The following is a 16,757-nucleotide window of genomic DNA, read 5'->3' as shown; positions in this document are numbered from 1 at the left end:
CAGTAAAAGCCATGTTCAGTGCGAACATGGCTTTTTTCGTCCCTATTTCTTCTAAATTCCAATCGCCACCACGCCCCACCGATGTTCTTGTTCCGGCGTGTAAATGGTATACGTATCGGCCACCATCTGGGCGATATCATCCGTCGCCGAGCTGCCTACACTGACCGGTGAATAGTGACTGTAGAGGTCGACAAAGGTCGCAAATTGTCGCAGACTCTTCACGCGCTTGACGACCCGCTGTGTCTCATCCGCCACGTTGCAGAAGCAAATGGCATCACCCACCTGCAGGCTGCGCCGTTTCTCATCATTTAACCGAATTTCAATTGTCTTGCTTCCTATCCGGATCAACTCAAATTGATCCGGATTCAATCCCATTTTCAAGCTAATCCCCCACTTCTATCAAGCCTTTGGCACTCATGACTCGTTCGTAATCCACAAAGATTGGTCGGGAAAAATCAAGGTATGTTCGTGCCCATTTCAAGATATCCTGAGTTGACCGCTCCTTATCCTGCTGAACTCGTGTAGTGCTTCAAACCACGTAGTCAAACAAACCGGTACGCCAACCACACGAACACTGGCCCCGCCACCAACACATAAAGCGCCTCTGGCCAATTGGCCGCGTGAAAGAGAAACACGTCTAGCGGGTAGAAAACACTCGCCCATCGTTGTCGCCCTTCAATCCAGAATTAAGTTCTGTTTTGCATTAAAATAAGGTGAAAATCTAATTTAATTTTAATGCTACGGTTCGAAGAGGTCAATAGTTTATTGTCTAAAGTGAGCATCTTGCACCTGGTTAATTTGCTAATTTTTCACAGCCGTTTTTCTACCACAACCATCTGTGATGTTCCCCTTCTTTTTCCATTTCTTTTTGCCGCTAAACCCGCTATAATCAATGGAGTTGCAACAAGTTCTGTCACATTTTTAAAACGCAAAAGTTGTCGACTAATTTTTGGATTTCAACCGCCAAATATACTTACATTTCAGGTTGTGTCCACCCTTTTTTAGAACGAACGGGCAGCATAATCTGTTCGTTTCTGCTCAGCGGAAATCATCGTCTCTTAAGACAAATCAGTCCGTCGCAAAAATTACCAAACTATTGCTAGAAAAATTACAGTTATGGTTAGTCACTACCCGCTAGTAACGAGTTTCTTCTTAGCCGCAAGTGACCATCTCCATCAATTTACACCTAAATCTATTACCCAGAGGAGGTAGCCTGATGACACAACCCATCATTGCGCTTCACCACGTCACCAAGCGTTACGGTGACGCGACTATTTTAAAGAATATTGACCTTACGCTAGAGTCCGGCAAATTTTACACACTACTCGGACCGTCAGGCTGCGGTAAAACGACCATTTTACGGACTATCGCTGGCTTTACCGATGCAACCACGGGGGACGTTCTGTTCGCTGGTAAGCGCATCAACGACGTCCCCGCCAACAAGCGCAACGTCAACACCGTCTTCCAAGACTATGCACTCTTCCCGCACTTAACCGTAGCGGAAAACGTTGCCTTTGGCCTGACCCTTAAAAAGACACCAAAAAAAGAAATCACCACCCGCGTCGCCAACGCCCTCAAACTGGTCCGACTCGCTGACTATGGCGACCGGGAGATCAGTGCGTTGTCTGGGGGGCAACAACAGCGAATTGCCATTGCCAGGGCCATTGTCATGCAGCCAAAAGTCTTGCTACTCGATGAACCCCTTTCCGCGTTGGACGCCAAGTTGCGCCGTGAAATGCAATATGAATTGCGTGACCTGCAGCAACGACTCGGGATTACCTTCCTGTTCGTGACCCATGACCAGGAAGAAGCCCTCGCTATGAGCGACGAGATTTTCGTCATGAACCAGGGGGAGGTCCTTCAGAGTGGCACGCCCGTCGACATTTACGATGAGCCTATCAATCATTTTGTTGCGGACTTCATTGGTGAGAGCAATATTTTGCCCGGTAAAATGCTAGACGACTTCCAAGTGACCTTTGGTGGTCGCCAATTCGAATGTGCCGATGCCGGAATTCCAGCGAACGAGGCCGTAGAAATCGTGATTCGCCCTGAGGACCTGACACTGACCGAGCCAACTAACGCTAAGCTGATTGTGACCATCGACACTCAGCTTTTCCGTGGTGACTATTACGAAATTGCGGCGACCGACGACCTCGGTAACGACTGGCTGATTCATTCCGTCAACCCGGCCGAAGACGGTCAGAGTGTCGGCATCACCTTCCGGCCACAGGACCTCCACGTCATGCGTTTCGGCGAAAAAGAAGCCGAATTCGATGCCCGCCTAGAAACCTACGAGGGGGAGGAGGATGAGAGCAGTGACGAAACGTAAAACTTGGCTGTATTTCATCCCCTATGGCCTGTGGCTGGCACTATTTGTCATCGCCCCGGTCGCGTTGATCATTTACCAATCATTCTTTGACCTCGGTCACCATTTCACGTTGGGGAACTACAGCACTTATTTTCAATCAGCAACCTATCTTAAAATGACGCTGAATTCCGTGTGGTACGCGTTTTTAATCACCCTCTTCACCGGGCTCATCAGCTACCCCACCGCCTATTTCTTGCATCAGCTCAAACACCGCCAATTCTGGTTACTACTGGTCATTTTGCCCACTTGGATCAACATTTTGCTCAAGGCCTACGCCTTCATCGGTATTTTCAGTCAGGCCGGTCTCGCCAACCAATTCTTGACCTTCATTGGCATTGGCCCACAACAGATTCTGTTCACTAACGCCAGCTTCATTTTTGTAGCGACTTACATTCAGATTCCCTTTATGATTCTGCCAATCTACAACGCGATCGACGATTTGAATCCGGCCTTTGTCAATGCTAGTCGCGACCTTGGTGCCAGCAACTGGCAGACATTCCGTCGGGTTATTTTTCCCTTAACGCTCCCCGGGGTCAAGGCCGGTGTGCAAGCCGTCTTCATCCCCTCGCTCTCTCTCTTCATGTTGACCCGCCTGATTGGCGGCAATAAGGTCATCACCCTGGGGACCGCGATTGAGGAACACTTCTTGACTACCATGAACTGGGGGATGGGCTCCACGATTGGCGTCATCCTGATTGTCGCAATGATCATCGTCATGACGCTGACTGGTGACCAGAAACCGAAGGGAGGCGCCCCACGATGAGTAAAAAATTAGCTAACCTTTATCTGATTTTAGTCTTTGCCGTGCTGTACGCCCCCATCGTCTTTCTAATTGTCTACTCCTTTAGTCAGGGGGAGACGATGACCAACTATCACGGTTTCACGTGGCGGCATTACCAGACGCTGTTCAGTGACGCGCGGATGCTGGCCATCGTTGCTAACACGCTGCTAGTCGCCTTATTGTCATCATTGATTGCCACCTTGATTGGCACGTTGGGAGCGCTGGGAATCAACCGCACGACTAAACGCGTCACGCGCGAGTCTCTCCTGACGCTTAACAACGTGCTGATGGTCTCACCCGACGTCATCATTGGGGCTAGCTTCCTGATTTTCTTCACGATGCTCAAAATTCCGCTGGGATTTGGATCGGTTCTGATGAGCCACATTGCCTTCGAAATTCCCATCGTGGTACTGATGGTGCTCCCCCGTCTGCGGGAGATGTCATCCGCCATGCTAGACGCCGCGGAAGATCTGGGGGCGACGACCCGTCAGCTCCTGACGCAGGTCATTATTCCTTTTATCTCGCCCGGAATTTTCGCGGGCTTTTTCATGGCACTGACCTACTCACTAGATGATTTCGCAGTCACCTTCTTCGTCACCGGGAACGGCTTTTCTACGCTGTCCGTTGAAATTTATTCGCGGGCACGCCAAGGCATCAACCTGGAGATCAACGCGCTGTCCGGTGTCATGTTCCTCTTCTCTCTATTACTGGTCGGCGGCTACTATTGGATACAACAGGCCAGCCAGAAACGTAAACACCGTAAACGGGAGGTGGCCTCATGAAACGTTTGCTTAGCTTAATCTTGGGCCTACTCACCGTCTGTGGACTCTTGGCCTACGCCAGTCAGTCGCTGGAAAAGTCCAGTGGGAGCACTGGCAGTAAGGTTCTCAACCTGTACAACTGGGGCGACTACATTGACCCCAACCTCCTGACCAAATTTCAAAAGGAAACGGGCTACCACGTGAACGTCGAGACCTTCGACAGCAACGAAGCCATGTACACCAAAATCAATCAGGGGGGGACCCACTACGATTTAGCCGTACCAAGTGAATACATGGTCTCGAAAATGAAACGTGCCCACCTGTTACAGCCACTAGATAAGAGCCGGCTGACCGGTTGGGGGAATTTTGACCAACAATTTCTCAATCAATCGTTCGACCGTGGCAACCGTTATTCCATGCCTTACTTCTGGGGCACGCTGGGAATCGTGTACAACGATAAGATGGTCAAAGCCAGTGAGGTCCAGCACTGGGACGACTTATGGTCACCGAAGTTCCGTGACAAGGTCATGCTGATTGACTCGGCCCGAGATATCATGGGCATGTCACTGGTCACGTTGCACAAGTCAATGAACACAACCAATCCCCAGACCTTACTGGCCGCCGAAAAACGTCTGAACAAACTAGCTCCCAACGTAAAAGCCGTGGTTGCTGACGAAATTAAGATGTACATGATCCAAGATGAGGCACCATTAGCCGTGGATTGGTCGGGGGAAGCAGCAGAAATGCTGGCCAACAACAGCCACCTCCACTACGTCGTGCCAAGCGAGGGCAGTAACTTGTGGTTCGACAATCTGGTCATCCCCAAGACGGCCCAACACTACAACGCCATCTATGCCTTCTTAAACTTTATGAGCGAACCGAAGAACGCCGCCCAAAATGCGGAATACATCGGTTACGCGACACCAAACAAGAAAGCTAAGGCGCTGCTACCTAAATCGATTCGTGATGACCGAGAATTCTATCCGGATCAGAAGACCATCGATCACTTGCAGGTCTATCGTGACTTGTCACCGAATATCGTCGAACTGTACAACGACCGCTATCTGGAATTCAAGATGCACCACTAGGCTAGCGGAAATCTGTATGCCTACGGCTTCTGCGGACTACGCCTGCTACAGGGGCGGTTCATCCTAACACCGCCGGCTATGATTGTGCATTACCCTAGCACACGTTGAATTTCTCGTGTACCGTATGCTTTCAATTCAGCCTGCAGTCATATCACTAATCATTGTAAAATAAAATGGCACTGACATCATCTGATTTTCAGAGATTGTCAGTGCCATTTTTAAGTGTAACTAGTGATACTGATCGCGCTCCGGCTCTGATTGTGTACGTCAATTTCAATCTTCAGTTGTAAGTAAAAAGGAGCCGAGCGTTACGCCGCGACTCCTTCGTATCACTTGATTTTCAAACGCCTATCCAAAGCTCCCGGAAATGTAATCCTGAGTTGCCGGGATTTGAGGATTACTGAACATTGTCGCAGTTGGCGTGTACTCCATCACGTGACCGAGATGGAAGAACGCACACTGGCTGCTGACCCGTGCGGCTTGTTGCATGTTGTGAGTCACGATGATAATTGAATACTTCTTTTGTAATTCCAACAGTGTTTCTTCAACCTTCACCGTTGAAATGGGGTCTAACGCGCTACAAGGTTCGTCTAGAAGTAAAACGTCAGGTTCCATGGCAATCGAACGCGCAATGCATAGACGCTGTTGTTGCCCCCCAGATAACGCCAAGGCACTCTTATCCAAGCTATCCTTGACCTCATCCCATAGGGCCGCCCCCTTTAAACTCGTTTCGACCCGTTCTTCTAATTCCGCTTTGCCCTTAAAACCATTTGCCTTCAATGCGTACACAATGTTTTCGCGAATCGACTTGGCAAATGGGTTTGGTCGTTGAAAAACCATTCCGATGTGGCGTCGAATCTCGTAAATGTTCACATTGGGCTCATTGATATCGACACCGTGATACCAGATTTTCCCAGTCACGGTAGCGATATTGTCATTCATCCGATTCAAAGAACGCAGATAGGTCGACTTCCCGGAACCAGACGCGCCGATCAATGCGGTAATCTGATTCTTAGGAAAACCTAGGTCAGCATCGTGCATCGCATGGTTCGCGCCATAAAAGACCTGCAAGTTTTCCGTTCGCATCGCTAAAGATACGTTGTCGGGGAAGGTCTGCACGGCAGTTTTTTCAAATGAATATTGTTTTAACATAGCAGCTCCTCCTTACTTGCTGGCCGTGACGCGCCGATAGAGAAAGTTTCCCAATACTCGGGCACCTAAGTTGAATAACAACACAGCAATAATCAGTACGGCTGAGGCAGCGGCAGACAACTGCGCCGCATTGCTCGCCAATCCTTCCGTGTTGACCTTCCAAATATGAACAGCCAACGTTTCAGCAGGCCGGAAGGGATTCAGCGGACTCGCCGGATCCATCGGATTCCAGTCTGAGAAGTTCGTGACTGGGGCACTTTGACCGGCCGTGTAGATTAAGGCAGCCGCTTCACCAAAGACCCGACCAGCACTCAACACGATTCCCGTCACAATTCCTGGTAACGCGACCGGCAGGATAATTCCGATTTCAGTCTTCCACTTGGACAAACCCAGTGACAGTCCGGCTTCCCGTTGGTCACGGGGAACAGCACTCAGCGACTCTTCAATATTCCGCGTCAACAGTGGTAAGTTGAAGAACGTCAACGCAATCGCTCCAGAGATAACAGAGAAACCAATTTTGAACTTCACCACGAACAGCAGGAACCCAAATAGTCCCACCACCACGGATGGCAATGAACTCAGAACTTCAATAGCAGAACGAATCAAGCTCGTCCGCCAGTTGTCCTTGGCGTACTCTGCCAAATAGATTCCCGCACCCAAGGAAATGGGAATGGAAATCAACATTGTCAGAACTAATAGGTAAAAGGAATTAAACAGTTGCACCCCAATACCACCAGCACCACTAAAAGCATCGGTCGTTCCCGTTAGGAATGACCAGCTCACGTGAGGTAATCCCGAAATTAAGATGTAGGCCAATAAGAAGACCAGGATACCAACCACCGCGGCCACAATCAAATCAATGATGACCGTCGCGATAAAATCTGTACGTTTAGCGCCCATTCTTTAATTGCCCCCTCTTAGCGATGAATCGAACTAGTGCGTTGAAGAATAATGACATGAGTAACAGAATCAACGCTAAGGACCACAGGGCGTTGTTTGGCAACGTACCATCAATGGTATCCCCAATGCCAGTCGTTAACTGACTAGTCAGAGTTGAGGCTGGTGAGATCAGGTTTTTAGGCATAATTGCCGCGTTTCCAATGACCATTTGTACGGCCAAGGCTTCACCGAAAGCTCGCGCCATCCCAAAGATAACAGCGGTCAAGATCCCGGGTGTCGCAGAACGTAAGATCACTCGTGAAACGGTTTGCCACCGTGTTGCTCCTAAAGCTAATGAAGCTTCCTTATAATGCCGCGGAACGGCGCGTAAACTATCGACCGTCATCGTGGTAATCGTTGGTAAAACCATGACGAAAAGGACGAAGGTTGCGGAAATAATTCCGAATCCAGAACCCCCAACTAAATGCCGCATAAATGGTACAACTACGGCTAGACCGATAAATCCGTAAACGACTGAAGGAATCCCCACCAGCAGTTCAATGACGGGTTGTAGCAGTTTACGCCCTTTGTTGGGTGAAATTTCCGTCATAAAGATGGCAGTTCCAACCGCAAACGGTGTCGCCACAATAGCAGCGGCGAAGGTAACAGCAAACGATCCAACAATCATCGGTAAAGCACCGATTTGGCCTTGATCAGGTGCCCAGTTAGTCCCAGATAGGAACTTCCACAGACTCACATGGTTCTGGGTGAATGTGGCAATCCCCTTTGATGTAATGAACCAGAGCATAGACGCCACCACCAAGATAATCACGCCGATACAGAGATAACTGATGCCGCGCCCCATCCAATCTTCACGGGTTGCGCGAGTTGCCCGGTGCAGGCGGGCATCCCATTCGTCGTGGGATTGGGCGTCTTGCTTTTTCAGTTGAAAATTGGTTTGTTCCATAAGTTGACTCCCCCTTAAAAAAAGATGAAGGCGCTACAACCGCACCTCCACCCATGTGACAAACGACTATTTTTAAAAATTAGTTTTGCGTAACGGTACCTTTAGCATCCTTAGCGACCTTCATGTCGTGAATACTGATGTAACCCATGTCCTTAACCAAGCTGTCTTGAACCGTCTTGGAGTCCATGTACTTCAGGAAGGCAGTCGTTGCCTTGTCAGGCGTGCCCTTAGTGTACATGTGTTCGTAAGACCAGATCTTCCACTTGTTCGTTTCAACGTTGTTGTCCGTTGGCGTTACATTATCGATGGAAACGGCTTGGAGCTTGTTCGTGAAGTAAGAGAAAGCTAAGTAACTTACTGCACCTGGTGTAGAACCCACAATCTTTTGAACAGCACCGTTAGAATCTTGTTCTTGAGACTTCACAGCGTCAGTACCTTTCAGTACGGCGTTTTCAAATGTTGCCCGTGTCCCACTACCTTGGGCCCGGTTGATGATGACGATCTTCTGGTCCTTACCACCGACTTCTTTCCAGTTAGTGATCTTACCCGTAAAGATTTGCTTTAATTGCGCCATCTTCAGGTTCTTGATACCGGTATCCTTGTTGACAACTGGGGCCATTCCCACAACGGCTACCTTGTGATCCGTTAACTTGTCAGCCTTGATACCGTCTTTTTCTTCAGCGAAAATGTCAGAGTCCCCGATAGAAACGGCACCAGCTTGAACTTGACTCAACCCAGTCCCGGAACCGCCACCTTGAACCGTTAAAGTCACCTTGCTGTTCTTAGCGGTGAAGTTGGCGCCGGCCTTTGCTGCCAATGGTTGTAAGGCAGTCGAGCCAACCGCTGTCACCTTGCCGGATAGTGCTTCGCTACTACTGCCTTTGCTACTGGATGAGCTCGTGGCCTTGCCACAACCCACTAATAGTAAACTAAGTGCTGCAATCCCCATTGCTAACTTTGATCCCTTATTCATCTCTGTCACTCCATGTCTTTTTTTAAGTATAGTAGAACCACCACTTCGTAAGCTAAGCATCTTCGTGGTGCCTCCCCTTAACTTACAACCTTGATTCTAAGCGATGAATATATATTCTTCGTCGCATTCGTGTAAATTTTCGGTAAATGTTGCCGGATTTCTGATTTATTTTTGATATTCCAGGTAGTTAACCCCCAAACACGATTGTTCCAACAACTATGGGGGATTAATTGCGTCTTACCCAGTAAATGACTAGAATTAAGATTGAGAGGTGACCAGAAGTGGCAAATAAGAATGAACGCGCAGAACGACACGCTATTATCGTTGATATGAATGATTTTCTCATGGATTATGCAGCCGAAAAATTGGGGAAACAACCAAATTTGGCCCAGAAGGTTGCAACGGCAGCTAAAACCGATTTGACAGGCCTAGATCGCTTATTTAAGGACGACGGTGCTGGGCGTCGGACCAAGTATCTCGACTTAGCGGCAGGTTTTTTACGCGACGAAGCAGATGCTGACGAAGGCGACCAGAAGCACGACTTCACAGCTGACAGCGAAGCGCTGGGATCTGAAGCCATCGCCTATCTGGCTAGCCACACGCAGGACTTCGATCGTTGGGAAGAATCCTAACCTCGTTAGCATTACTCTAATTGAAACCAAAATAAATACGAGAGAAAATTTCCAATCGCCATTGCGGTGACCCGAAATCTTCTCTCGTATTTTTAGCTGTGGGCCATCATAACTTGCCATGTTAAAATGAACCCCGCTTGTCGTTACTGCCACTGCCATAAATCGGCTTTCATATTTGTCGCAATGATTTGCGCCAACAGATCGATAAATTGGTCCGGCATATACTTGGTCGTATCCAAGCTTGTGGCCTTGCCATTGACCTCGGTGATGATCAATCCCTCGTGTGCCAACGTCAGACCGTACTTGGGGGCAATCTGACACAGTCGTGCTACTTTCGCTTCGTCCAAATGTGGTGACTCCCTTCACACAATCTAAACCGAGCTTAGCGAATCCCTTACCGTTCGTCAAGTGAGACCCAACTAAAGAAATACTAAGCTTAGAGACATAACAGTTGTCCGGCGGGATGCTCTTGTGCCCTCTATTTACTACAGTGGTAGTAAAGACAGGCTGTGGGCTCTTGAGGTCCTTGAGGCCGAACTAAAAAATAGCCGCTTCCCTGGTTTTAATTAATGCATTCAAAATATTTAGGTTCTTGAAACCGAATTTTGAAAACTAGTTTATTAAAATTATTGTGAAAACTTCGGAAGAATTGGTGTAGTGATAGGAACAATCGTATAATTATTGGAATTGATATCAGTCAGAATAGGACCGGCATCGCAGTTTACCCCGGGAGAACTGAAAAATCCCAAGTCAGCTAATGATTCGGCCGTTTTAGTCTGGTCTCTGATGGAATACACTAATGAGTTTCTGCAACTACGGGCTAAATGGAGTAGACATGCTAATCGTCACGAAAGCTATATTGAAGCCATTGTTAATAACACGCTAGCCTATTCCCTTGAACACGTGCTGGTCAAGATGTTCATTTAACTTCACTTATTACCACAAGTTCAGCTATATATCCTTTCAAACTACCCTTCCAATTACACTTACCAAAACTGCCAGCATCCACTAATAACACCGTACAGATTACGTACTCAAGGAGGGGGACGATGCACAAAACTAGCATGTTCCACTAACATAGATTATAATGTCTTAAGGTAAAACAGTAAGACGTAAGATATCATTACCTTTTAAACGCGGTATTAAATAAAGGAGGTAATTGTCATGATGGAAAAAAAGAGTCAAAATCTTACCGGAAAAACGTTTGAAGTTAAAATATCTACTAAAGGACAAATCGTTATTCCGGCTGATATTCGGAAAAAAATTGATTTATCAGAAGGCAGCACTCTCCAACTGTCCCTAAACGAAAATGACGAAATCAAGATTCAAAAAGCACCTACTGCACTGGATTGGGCCAACTTAGTTACCGAAGGCCCCATCGAGCAAGTAGTATTCAACAATGACGGCACTATCAATTCCACTAAGTCACCAACCTTTGCATCCTGGATGGATGACGATGAATAACGATACCCAGTTTCATCTCATGGATATAGTGGTTGCTGCTGTTCCCTATGATGATGGGAAGACTTTTAAAACACGACCAGCACTTCTGGTAATGATTGATAGGCAGCAGTCGACTGTCTACAAGATTACGTCTAAGTACGAGAATAAGTCAGAAGACATCAAACGGTTTTATTACCCTATCAAGTTTTGGCGCGAAGCGGGTCTAGATAAAATGTCATATGTAGATGTACACACAGCATATGCATTAGCAACTGAGTATATGCTTCAAAACTCACCTATCGGTAAATTCTCCAAGCCCGATCAGATCGAATTATTTAAATTTGTTAAGCGCGTTCGAAATAACCAGGACTAACTAGTTCCCCTTTAGTTTATAACTTTAGGGGGATTTTTTTTAATAAAAAAAGAGTTAGGAATTGACCTAGCCCTCTATCATTTCTCTTTAATAACAAAATTGATCCTTTGCCAACTGCTGATGAATCGCGGCTGCTAATTGTGCTTCATCTGGGCCATCCGCAACCACTTGAATGAATTTACCGCCATACTTAGATAGCTGGGCCACTTCATGTTGGAGTTGCGGGTTGAGCTCGACGTCGCGAACCTTGATCGTTGCCGTACTTGTGTAGCGCGAACAGATTTGCTTTAGAGCGGCTGCTTCGTCAACTGGGGGCGTTACTTCATATAAAGGAAAGCCAATCGTTTTCATCGTGATCACCTCTGGTTCTATTGTAAGCGATTACATGGCTGGTGCCAATACTTTTCTAAAAAATTCACAAGAAATAATTCGAGCCGAACGCGCGTTCAAACTTCGCCCAATCTATGGTATGATACCGATTGTGCGAAACAAACGGTGTGTATCAGATACCACACCGTGGGGACACCCGCAGTCTTCCTCATAGTTGGCACCTGTTGTTTATCAGTAAGTGTTATTCAAACGCTACCTACGCCGAAAACTAACCGGTTACTGAATCAACCTACCTTCTACCGCAATATTTGGGCCACCACATGACACAATTGACATCATCTCTGTCATAACCTTTATCGTAGCAGCGCACAATCATAGCCGGAGGCGGCCATTTGCAAACAACAGAACTTAGAAAGTGAGGCGACGCATGATGACCATTAAATTAGGTGTCCGGGAGTTGGTGGAGTTCACCTTACGAACTGGGGACCTCAGCAGCACATCCGGTAGTCAAAACACGGCACTACTCGGTGCGCAGATTCACCGTCGCCTACAGAAGCAACGCGGTGCCGACTATCAAAAGGAATACTATCTCGACAAAGCGCTCACACTAAATAACAACGACTATCTCCTTCATGGCCGCGCCGATGGGGTCACACTGACCGCGGACGGTGCTAGCATCGAAGAGATCAAGACTTCAGAGACCGTCTTCGACCAGCTTAGCGACAACACCCTAACCCTGTACTGGGGGCAGGTCAAAATTTACGCTTATCTTTTAATGGCGAAAGAAGCTGATTTCGACGCCGTGACCCTCACACTGACCTACTTCCAGACCAACACCGAAACCACCACGCAAACCAATCAAACTATTACCCGTACCGAAGCGAAAGATTTCTTCGACAAGGTCATTACCGAGTACGTCACTTGGCTTAAATTTCGTTCCGACCTCCGCGACCGACGTGATCCAACGATTAAGCAACTCACCTTTCCCTTCGACCACTACCGCCCCGGCCAACGGGAGCTGGCAGTGGCCGTCTACAAGACCATTCTTACCAGTAAACGGCTCTTTGCCGAGGCACCGACCGGAACTGGGAAGACGATTTCCACCCTTTTTCCTACCATTAAGGCTGTCGGTGAAGGTGTCATTCAACGAATTTTCTACCTAACTGCCAAGCAAAGTACCCGCCGTGTCGCCGAGGAAGCCATTACCCTCATGGCCGGTCAGGGACTCAAGCTTAAGAGTATCACGCTCACCGCCAAGGCAAAAATCGTCTTTCCCGAAGAGGCCGACCTGTTACCCGAAGAGAACCCTTATATGCTTGGCTATTACGACCGGCTCAAACCGGCGTTGCTGGACTTAATTGAAAACAACGACCAACTCACGCGACCAGTTATCGAAGACTACGCGCGCAAACACACGCTGGATCCGTTTGAATTTCAACTCGACGCTAGTCTTTTTTGTGATGTCATCATTGGCGATTACAACTACCTGTTCGACCCGCAAGTCCACTTGCAACGCTTCTTTGCGACCGAGGACCCAGACAACTTCTTCCTGATCGACGAAGCCCACAACCTGGTCAGTCGCTCGCGAGATATGTATTCTGCAGCCATCAGCAGCCAACCACTCGACCATTTGGTTGAAGTGAGTCGCGACCTACCACAGGCTAGTAAAAAATTACATCGCCGCCTGACCGACCTACGCGCCACCTTTGACGATGTCTGTGCGCCACTGCTTGCGGACGGTCGCACGGACAGCACATTTCTCACGCCACCCGAAAACTTTGAACATGACCTCGGTCGCCTGGTCGAAGCCATTCATGATTGGCTGGTCGACCAACCGCAGACACCTTTTACCCAGGCCATTCTCGATTACTATTTCACCGCCATCAGCTATCAGCGGATCGGAGAATATTACGACGACACCTATCGTATGCGCTTAGAAATCGACGACGGTAATATCATGATAAAGGAACTCTGCTTGGACCCCAGCGCCTTTCTCGCCGACAGTCTGGCCCTCGGCCATGGTGCCGTTCTGTTCTCAGCGACCCTCTCTCCCATGGACTACTACCAAACGGTGTTGGGTGGCGATCAGGAGAGTCTGGCCTACCGCCTCGATTCTCCCTTTGAACCGCGCCATCAAGAGATTCTAGTCACGACCTATATCCAAACGACTTATAAGCAGCGCGATGCCAACCTCGCCAACATTCTGCTGGCCATTAAGACGTTGGTCGACGGCAAAACCGGGAACTACCTAATTTTTCTGCCGTCCTACCACTACCTTCTCGATGTCAGTCAGGCCTTTGCCATGGCCTATCCGTACATTCAGACCGTTAGCCAGCAAGCACAAATGGCCGAAGCGGACCGGACAGCATTTCTAGCCAACTTTCAGTCTAACCCGGACACAACACTGGTGGGGTTCGCCCTGCTTGGTGGCATCTTCGCTGAAGGCATCGACTTGAAGGCCGACAGACTGATTGGTGTTGGCATCGTCAGCGTCGGTCTGCCAGGCATCAATCCCGAGACTGATCTGATTCGCGATTATTTTGACCAAGACGCACACAACGGCTTCGCGTATGCCTACCAACTACCGGGACTGAACAATGTCTTTCAGGCAGCCGGCCGGTTGATTCGTGGCTCTCACGATGTGGGCATCATTTTACTGATGGATCAACGCTTCGCTAGTCCGCGTTACACACAGCTCTATCCCCGTCACTGGCAGCACTTCCGCCGCATCTACCGGCCGGAACAGCTGCCGACTGCCGTTCAGAACTTTTGGCACCAGGAGGTCTCACAATGAAGACAAAATTAACATTGGCCATGGAAGCCACCCTCTATGCCTACTGCCGCGAAGCCGGAGCTTTTGCCGTCGAGGAGGTCACCATGCCAGATGACGCTGGCATCGTCGACACTTTAAGCTACCAGGAATTAGCAGATAAGACGATTGAATGGCGCTGCTACGAATTAAAGGTCACCAAGAGCGACTTTCACTCCAAGGCCAAGCTCTCCTTTGTCGGTCACTACAACTACTTTGTCCTACCCCTAAAGTTATATCAAGCGGTTGCCGCCGAGATTCCTGCACATATCGGCGTGTTGATCTACCGTCCATTTGACCCAGAGATGTTGGCCACGGCGACTGAGGCGCCCACTACGCCGGGGTATTTGACAGTCACGCGACCCCCACGCCGCCAAGACTTACAGGTTCCCGAATCGGAACTAACCACCCGCTTCATCGCTTCGCAGGCCAGAGAAGTCGGTAAAGCTAAGCAAATGGCGACCGGTCTCAAACAGTACAGTACCGAACGCTTGTATCAAGAGTTGAAGAAACGCCATCAACACTATGATGTCTACGACCCTGATGCTAATTTCTACGACCAATTCATCGATGACACCCAATCTGCGGCGGTCACGGCCCTTCAGAGCGAAATCGATGCACTCAACCTAGAACGCCACGAGCTTCAAGACCAACTTAAGGAGCGCCGCCCATGATCTATTTTCCTTACTTTCGTGGTCGCCAATATGACCTGCTGGCACTGAAAAACATTGCCCAACAACACATTCTTCCTCGAAATATTATTCCGATTATTGAGCCCGTTCGCGACATTCGCACGCTCCCCCAAACCGTAGCGGCCTTCGTGGAATACAACCAGCCACTTGTCATTATTGCTAATCCGACCGTCAGTGATTATGCACTGACGCAGCAGAAACTCTATGACTGGCAACCGTATGTGAAAAATTCTAACCTCATCATTGGTCACATTTTGACGCCGACTACCATTCCTAGTGACTTGCAGCCTTCGCCCACGCAACAAACACTGCTGATAGCCCGACAGTACGACGAACTTGTCGCCGCCAAGCACGCTGGCTGGCTGGCCGATCCGACCTACCTTTTAGTGCCACCGGAGGCTCGGATTCGTCAGCTACTCACGCGACCAACCGGTAGTCTTTTCGACCACGCCTGGATTCCTGAGCACGACCGCAGCTATGCTGACATTGAAGATGGTTTTTTCAGTGAGGACTGGCAAGCCGCCATCCTTGACGGCTATTCCAGTGTCAGCGATTACACAATTGGCGGCGCCCACTACAGCGAACACGGCTACCCGTCCCGTGCAGTCACCCTGCACCTGACTTACTTTGCCGGTGATCAGTTGCGGATTCACCGCTTTGTGTCCGATGACCGTGACGATTATCGTCATCCCAAGGAAAAATTCTTCCAAGCAGTGGCAAAATTAGCGGCGTGGTTGCCAGAACAGTCAGCGGCGATTCAGACACCAGCAGCACTGGCTTTGGCCGCATACCACGACACACAGCACTTTCCGGGGCTAGGCATCGTCAAACGGCTCAGCCTGGAGCACCATTTGCTGACAATGGCGGCTTACTTTAAAGAACATTATCCTTGTTAAAACCTAGATACAGCAAGAGATTCCCACACCCTAACTGCCGGCAATTATGCTCGTTGTGGGACCGTTTTGGCTAAGGTGCAGGCTTCATACACTTCGCCTACCCCTTGTGCTATACTGAAATTCATTGGGGGAAGGGGAACCACAGCATGAAACTTAATCGCAAGCTCATTTTTCACTGGTTGGGCTATAACCGTGTCACCAAGCATTACTCGAAGTGGTGCCGCTTTTTGACTTACTTATTCTGGCCGATTGCCGCACTGGAAGCCATTGCATGGTTCGTTGGGGGCAACCTTTGGTGGACAATTCTAGTCAATGGACTAGCGGCTATTTATCTTTTAATTAGCCTCCCATCATTTGTCGTCGACACCATTCGGATCGCTTATCATGAGGATAAAAAAGGTCAGCGTGGCGCATAAGGTGGTTGGTTTGCAAACATTAACATGATAGCAGGGACTGTGCCTGGTACTGGCCGCATTTTGCTGTCAGGTTAAGCGCACAAACTGCCTTATGGCGCACCATAGTGACGTAAATAAAAGGGTTCTATGATATTTGGTGTTGATAGAGAAATCTGTCGACGCCATTTTCTGTATAATAAAAGGGGCACACTGCCCCA

18 protein-coding genes are annotated in these 16,757 nt (G+C 48.7%); 11 read left to right on the top strand and 7 right to left on the bottom strand.

The window, feature by feature from the left end; all coding sequences use genetic code 11:
- Positions 1 to 51: 51 nt before the first annotated feature.
- Positions 52 to 381, bottom strand: a complete 330-nt coding sequence (locus tag EKM89_RS09205) for an ASCH domain-containing protein (protein ID WP_164510561.1) — start codon at positions 379 to 381, stop codon at positions 52 to 54.
- 835 nt (positions 382 to 1,216) lie between these two features.
- Here EKM89_RS09205 and EKM89_RS09200 point away from each other — a divergent pair.
- Genes EKM89_RS09200 through EKM89_RS09185 form a run of 4 tightly spaced genes read left to right on the top strand, consistent with a single transcriptional unit; the run spans position 1,217 to position 4,998 of the window.
- Entirely contained in the window at positions 1,217 to 2,329 is a 1,113-nt protein-coding gene (locus tag EKM89_RS09200) for an ABC transporter ATP-binding protein (RefSeq protein ID WP_125687872.1), read from the top strand.
- Complete coding sequence (locus EKM89_RS09195; RefSeq protein ID WP_125687870.1) at positions 2,307 to 3,131, top strand: ABC transporter permease; 825 nt, start codon at positions 2,307 to 2,309, stop codon at positions 3,129 to 3,131. Before EKM89_RS09200 ends, EKM89_RS09195 begins: the two co-directional genes overlap by 23 nt.
- Positions 3,128 to 3,931 carry an ABC transporter permease gene (locus tag EKM89_RS09190; RefSeq protein ID WP_125687868.1) on the top strand — a complete coding sequence of 268 codons (804 nt, stop codon included), beginning with the start codon at positions 3,128 to 3,130 and terminating at the stop codon, positions 3,929 to 3,931. The genes EKM89_RS09195 and EKM89_RS09190 overlap by 4 nt, the downstream gene beginning before the upstream one ends.
- Complete coding sequence (locus tag EKM89_RS09185) at positions 3,928 to 4,998, top strand: ABC transporter substrate-binding protein (protein ID WP_125687866.1); 1,071 nt, start codon at positions 3,928 to 3,930, stop codon at positions 4,996 to 4,998. Before EKM89_RS09190 ends, EKM89_RS09185 begins: the two co-directional genes overlap by 4 nt.
- Positions 4,999 to 5,346: 348 nt before the next feature.
- Here EKM89_RS09185 and pstB read toward each other — a convergent pair whose 3' ends face one another.
- The 4 genes from pstB to EKM89_RS09165 form a co-directional block, all read right to left on the bottom strand.
- Positions 5,347 to 6,150: a phosphate ABC transporter ATP-binding protein PstB gene (pstB, locus tag EKM89_RS09180; RefSeq protein WP_125687864.1), complete on the bottom strand. Its 804-nt coding sequence runs from the start codon at positions 6,148 to 6,150 to the stop codon at positions 5,347 to 5,349.
- Between the two features lie 12 nt (positions 6,151 to 6,162).
- Positions 6,163 to 7,050: a phosphate ABC transporter permease PstA gene (gene pstA / locus EKM89_RS09175; protein WP_125687862.1), complete on the bottom strand. Its 888-nt coding sequence runs from the start codon at positions 7,048 to 7,050 to the stop codon at positions 6,163 to 6,165.
- Entirely contained in the window at positions 7,040 to 7,894 is an 855-nt protein-coding gene (pstC, locus tag EKM89_RS09170; protein ID WP_318530998.1) for a phosphate ABC transporter permease subunit PstC, read from the bottom strand. Before pstC ends, pstA begins: the two co-directional genes overlap by 11 nt.
- A gap of 181 nt (positions 7,895 to 8,075) precedes the next feature.
- Positions 8,076 to 8,969 (bottom strand): phosphate ABC transporter substrate-binding protein PstS family protein, encoded by an 894-nt coding sequence (locus EKM89_RS09165; RefSeq protein ID WP_125687858.1) that lies wholly within the window; start codon positions 8,967 to 8,969, stop codon positions 8,076 to 8,078.
- Positions 8,970 to 9,250: 281 nt separating this feature from the next.
- On the opposite strand from EKM89_RS09165, the gene EKM89_RS09160 reads away from it, so the two are divergent.
- The gene (locus EKM89_RS09160; RefSeq protein ID WP_125687856.1) at positions 9,251 to 9,601 is read left to right on the top strand and encodes a hypothetical protein; all 351 of its coding nucleotides are present in this window, start codon (positions 9,251 to 9,253) and stop codon (positions 9,599 to 9,601) included.
- Positions 9,602 to 9,744: 143 nt separating this feature from the next.
- On the opposite strand, the gene EKM89_RS09155 is transcribed toward EKM89_RS09160, so the two are convergent.
- Positions 9,745 to 9,948: a hypothetical protein gene (locus EKM89_RS09155; RefSeq protein WP_125687854.1), complete on the bottom strand. Its 204-nt coding sequence runs from the start codon at positions 9,946 to 9,948 to the stop codon at positions 9,745 to 9,747.
- Positions 9,949 to 10,765: 817 nt separating this feature from the next.
- Between EKM89_RS09155 and EKM89_RS09150 the strand changes: the two genes are divergently transcribed.
- Both EKM89_RS09150 and EKM89_RS09145 read left to right on the top strand, forming a co-directional pair.
- The gene (locus EKM89_RS09150; RefSeq protein ID WP_225421862.1) at positions 10,766 to 11,065 is read left to right on the top strand and encodes an AbrB/MazE/SpoVT family DNA-binding domain-containing protein; all 300 of its coding nucleotides are present in this window, start codon (positions 10,766 to 10,768) and stop codon (positions 11,063 to 11,065) included.
- Positions 11,058 to 11,417 carry a hypothetical protein gene (locus EKM89_RS09145; RefSeq protein ID WP_125687852.1) on the top strand — a complete coding sequence of 120 codons (360 nt, stop codon included), beginning with the start codon at positions 11,058 to 11,060 and terminating at the stop codon, positions 11,415 to 11,417. Before EKM89_RS09150 ends, EKM89_RS09145 begins: the two co-directional genes overlap by 8 nt.
- A gap of 87 nt (positions 11,418 to 11,504) precedes the next feature.
- Here the strand turns inward: EKM89_RS09145 and EKM89_RS09140 are convergent, their stop codons facing one another.
- Positions 11,505 to 11,768 carry an HPr family phosphocarrier protein gene (locus EKM89_RS09140; protein ID WP_125687851.1) on the bottom strand — a complete coding sequence of 88 codons (264 nt, stop codon included), beginning with the start codon at positions 11,766 to 11,768 and terminating at the stop codon, positions 11,505 to 11,507.
- 409 nt (positions 11,769 to 12,177) lie between these two features.
- Here EKM89_RS09140 and EKM89_RS09135 point away from each other — a divergent pair, with 409 nt between their 5' ends.
- The 4 genes from EKM89_RS09135 (at position 12,178) to EKM89_RS09120 (ending at position 16,560) form a co-directional block, all read left to right on the top strand.
- Positions 12,178 to 14,541 (top strand): ATP-dependent DNA helicase, encoded by a 2,364-nt coding sequence (locus EKM89_RS09135; RefSeq protein WP_125687941.1) that lies wholly within the window; start codon positions 12,178 to 12,180, stop codon positions 14,539 to 14,541.
- The gene (locus tag EKM89_RS09130) at positions 14,538 to 15,230 is read left to right on the top strand and encodes a hypothetical protein (protein ID WP_125687849.1); all 693 of its coding nucleotides are present in this window, start codon (positions 14,538 to 14,540) and stop codon (positions 15,228 to 15,230) included. The genes EKM89_RS09135 and EKM89_RS09130 overlap by 4 nt, the downstream gene beginning before the upstream one ends.
- Positions 15,227 to 16,144, top strand: coding sequence for a sce7725 family protein (locus EKM89_RS09125; RefSeq protein WP_125687847.1), 918 nt, complete (start codon positions 15,227 to 15,229; stop codon positions 16,142 to 16,144). Before EKM89_RS09130 ends, EKM89_RS09125 begins: the two co-directional genes overlap by 4 nt.
- A gap of 146 nt (positions 16,145 to 16,290) precedes the next feature.
- A complete protein-coding gene (locus EKM89_RS09120) occupies positions 16,291 to 16,560 on the top strand; it encodes a hypothetical protein (RefSeq protein ID WP_125687845.1) in 270 nt (89 codons plus the stop codon).
- Positions 16,561 to 16,757: the final 197 nt, after the last annotated feature.

Origin of the sequence: Levilactobacillus fujinensis, from assembly GCF_003946335.1 — a bacterium.
GTDB lineage: Bacteria > Bacillota > Bacilli > Lactobacillales > Lactobacillaceae > Levilactobacillus > Levilactobacillus fujinensis.
The sequence above is the reverse complement of the archived record's forward strand: the minus strand, read 5'-3'. Positions and strand labels throughout refer to the sequence as shown.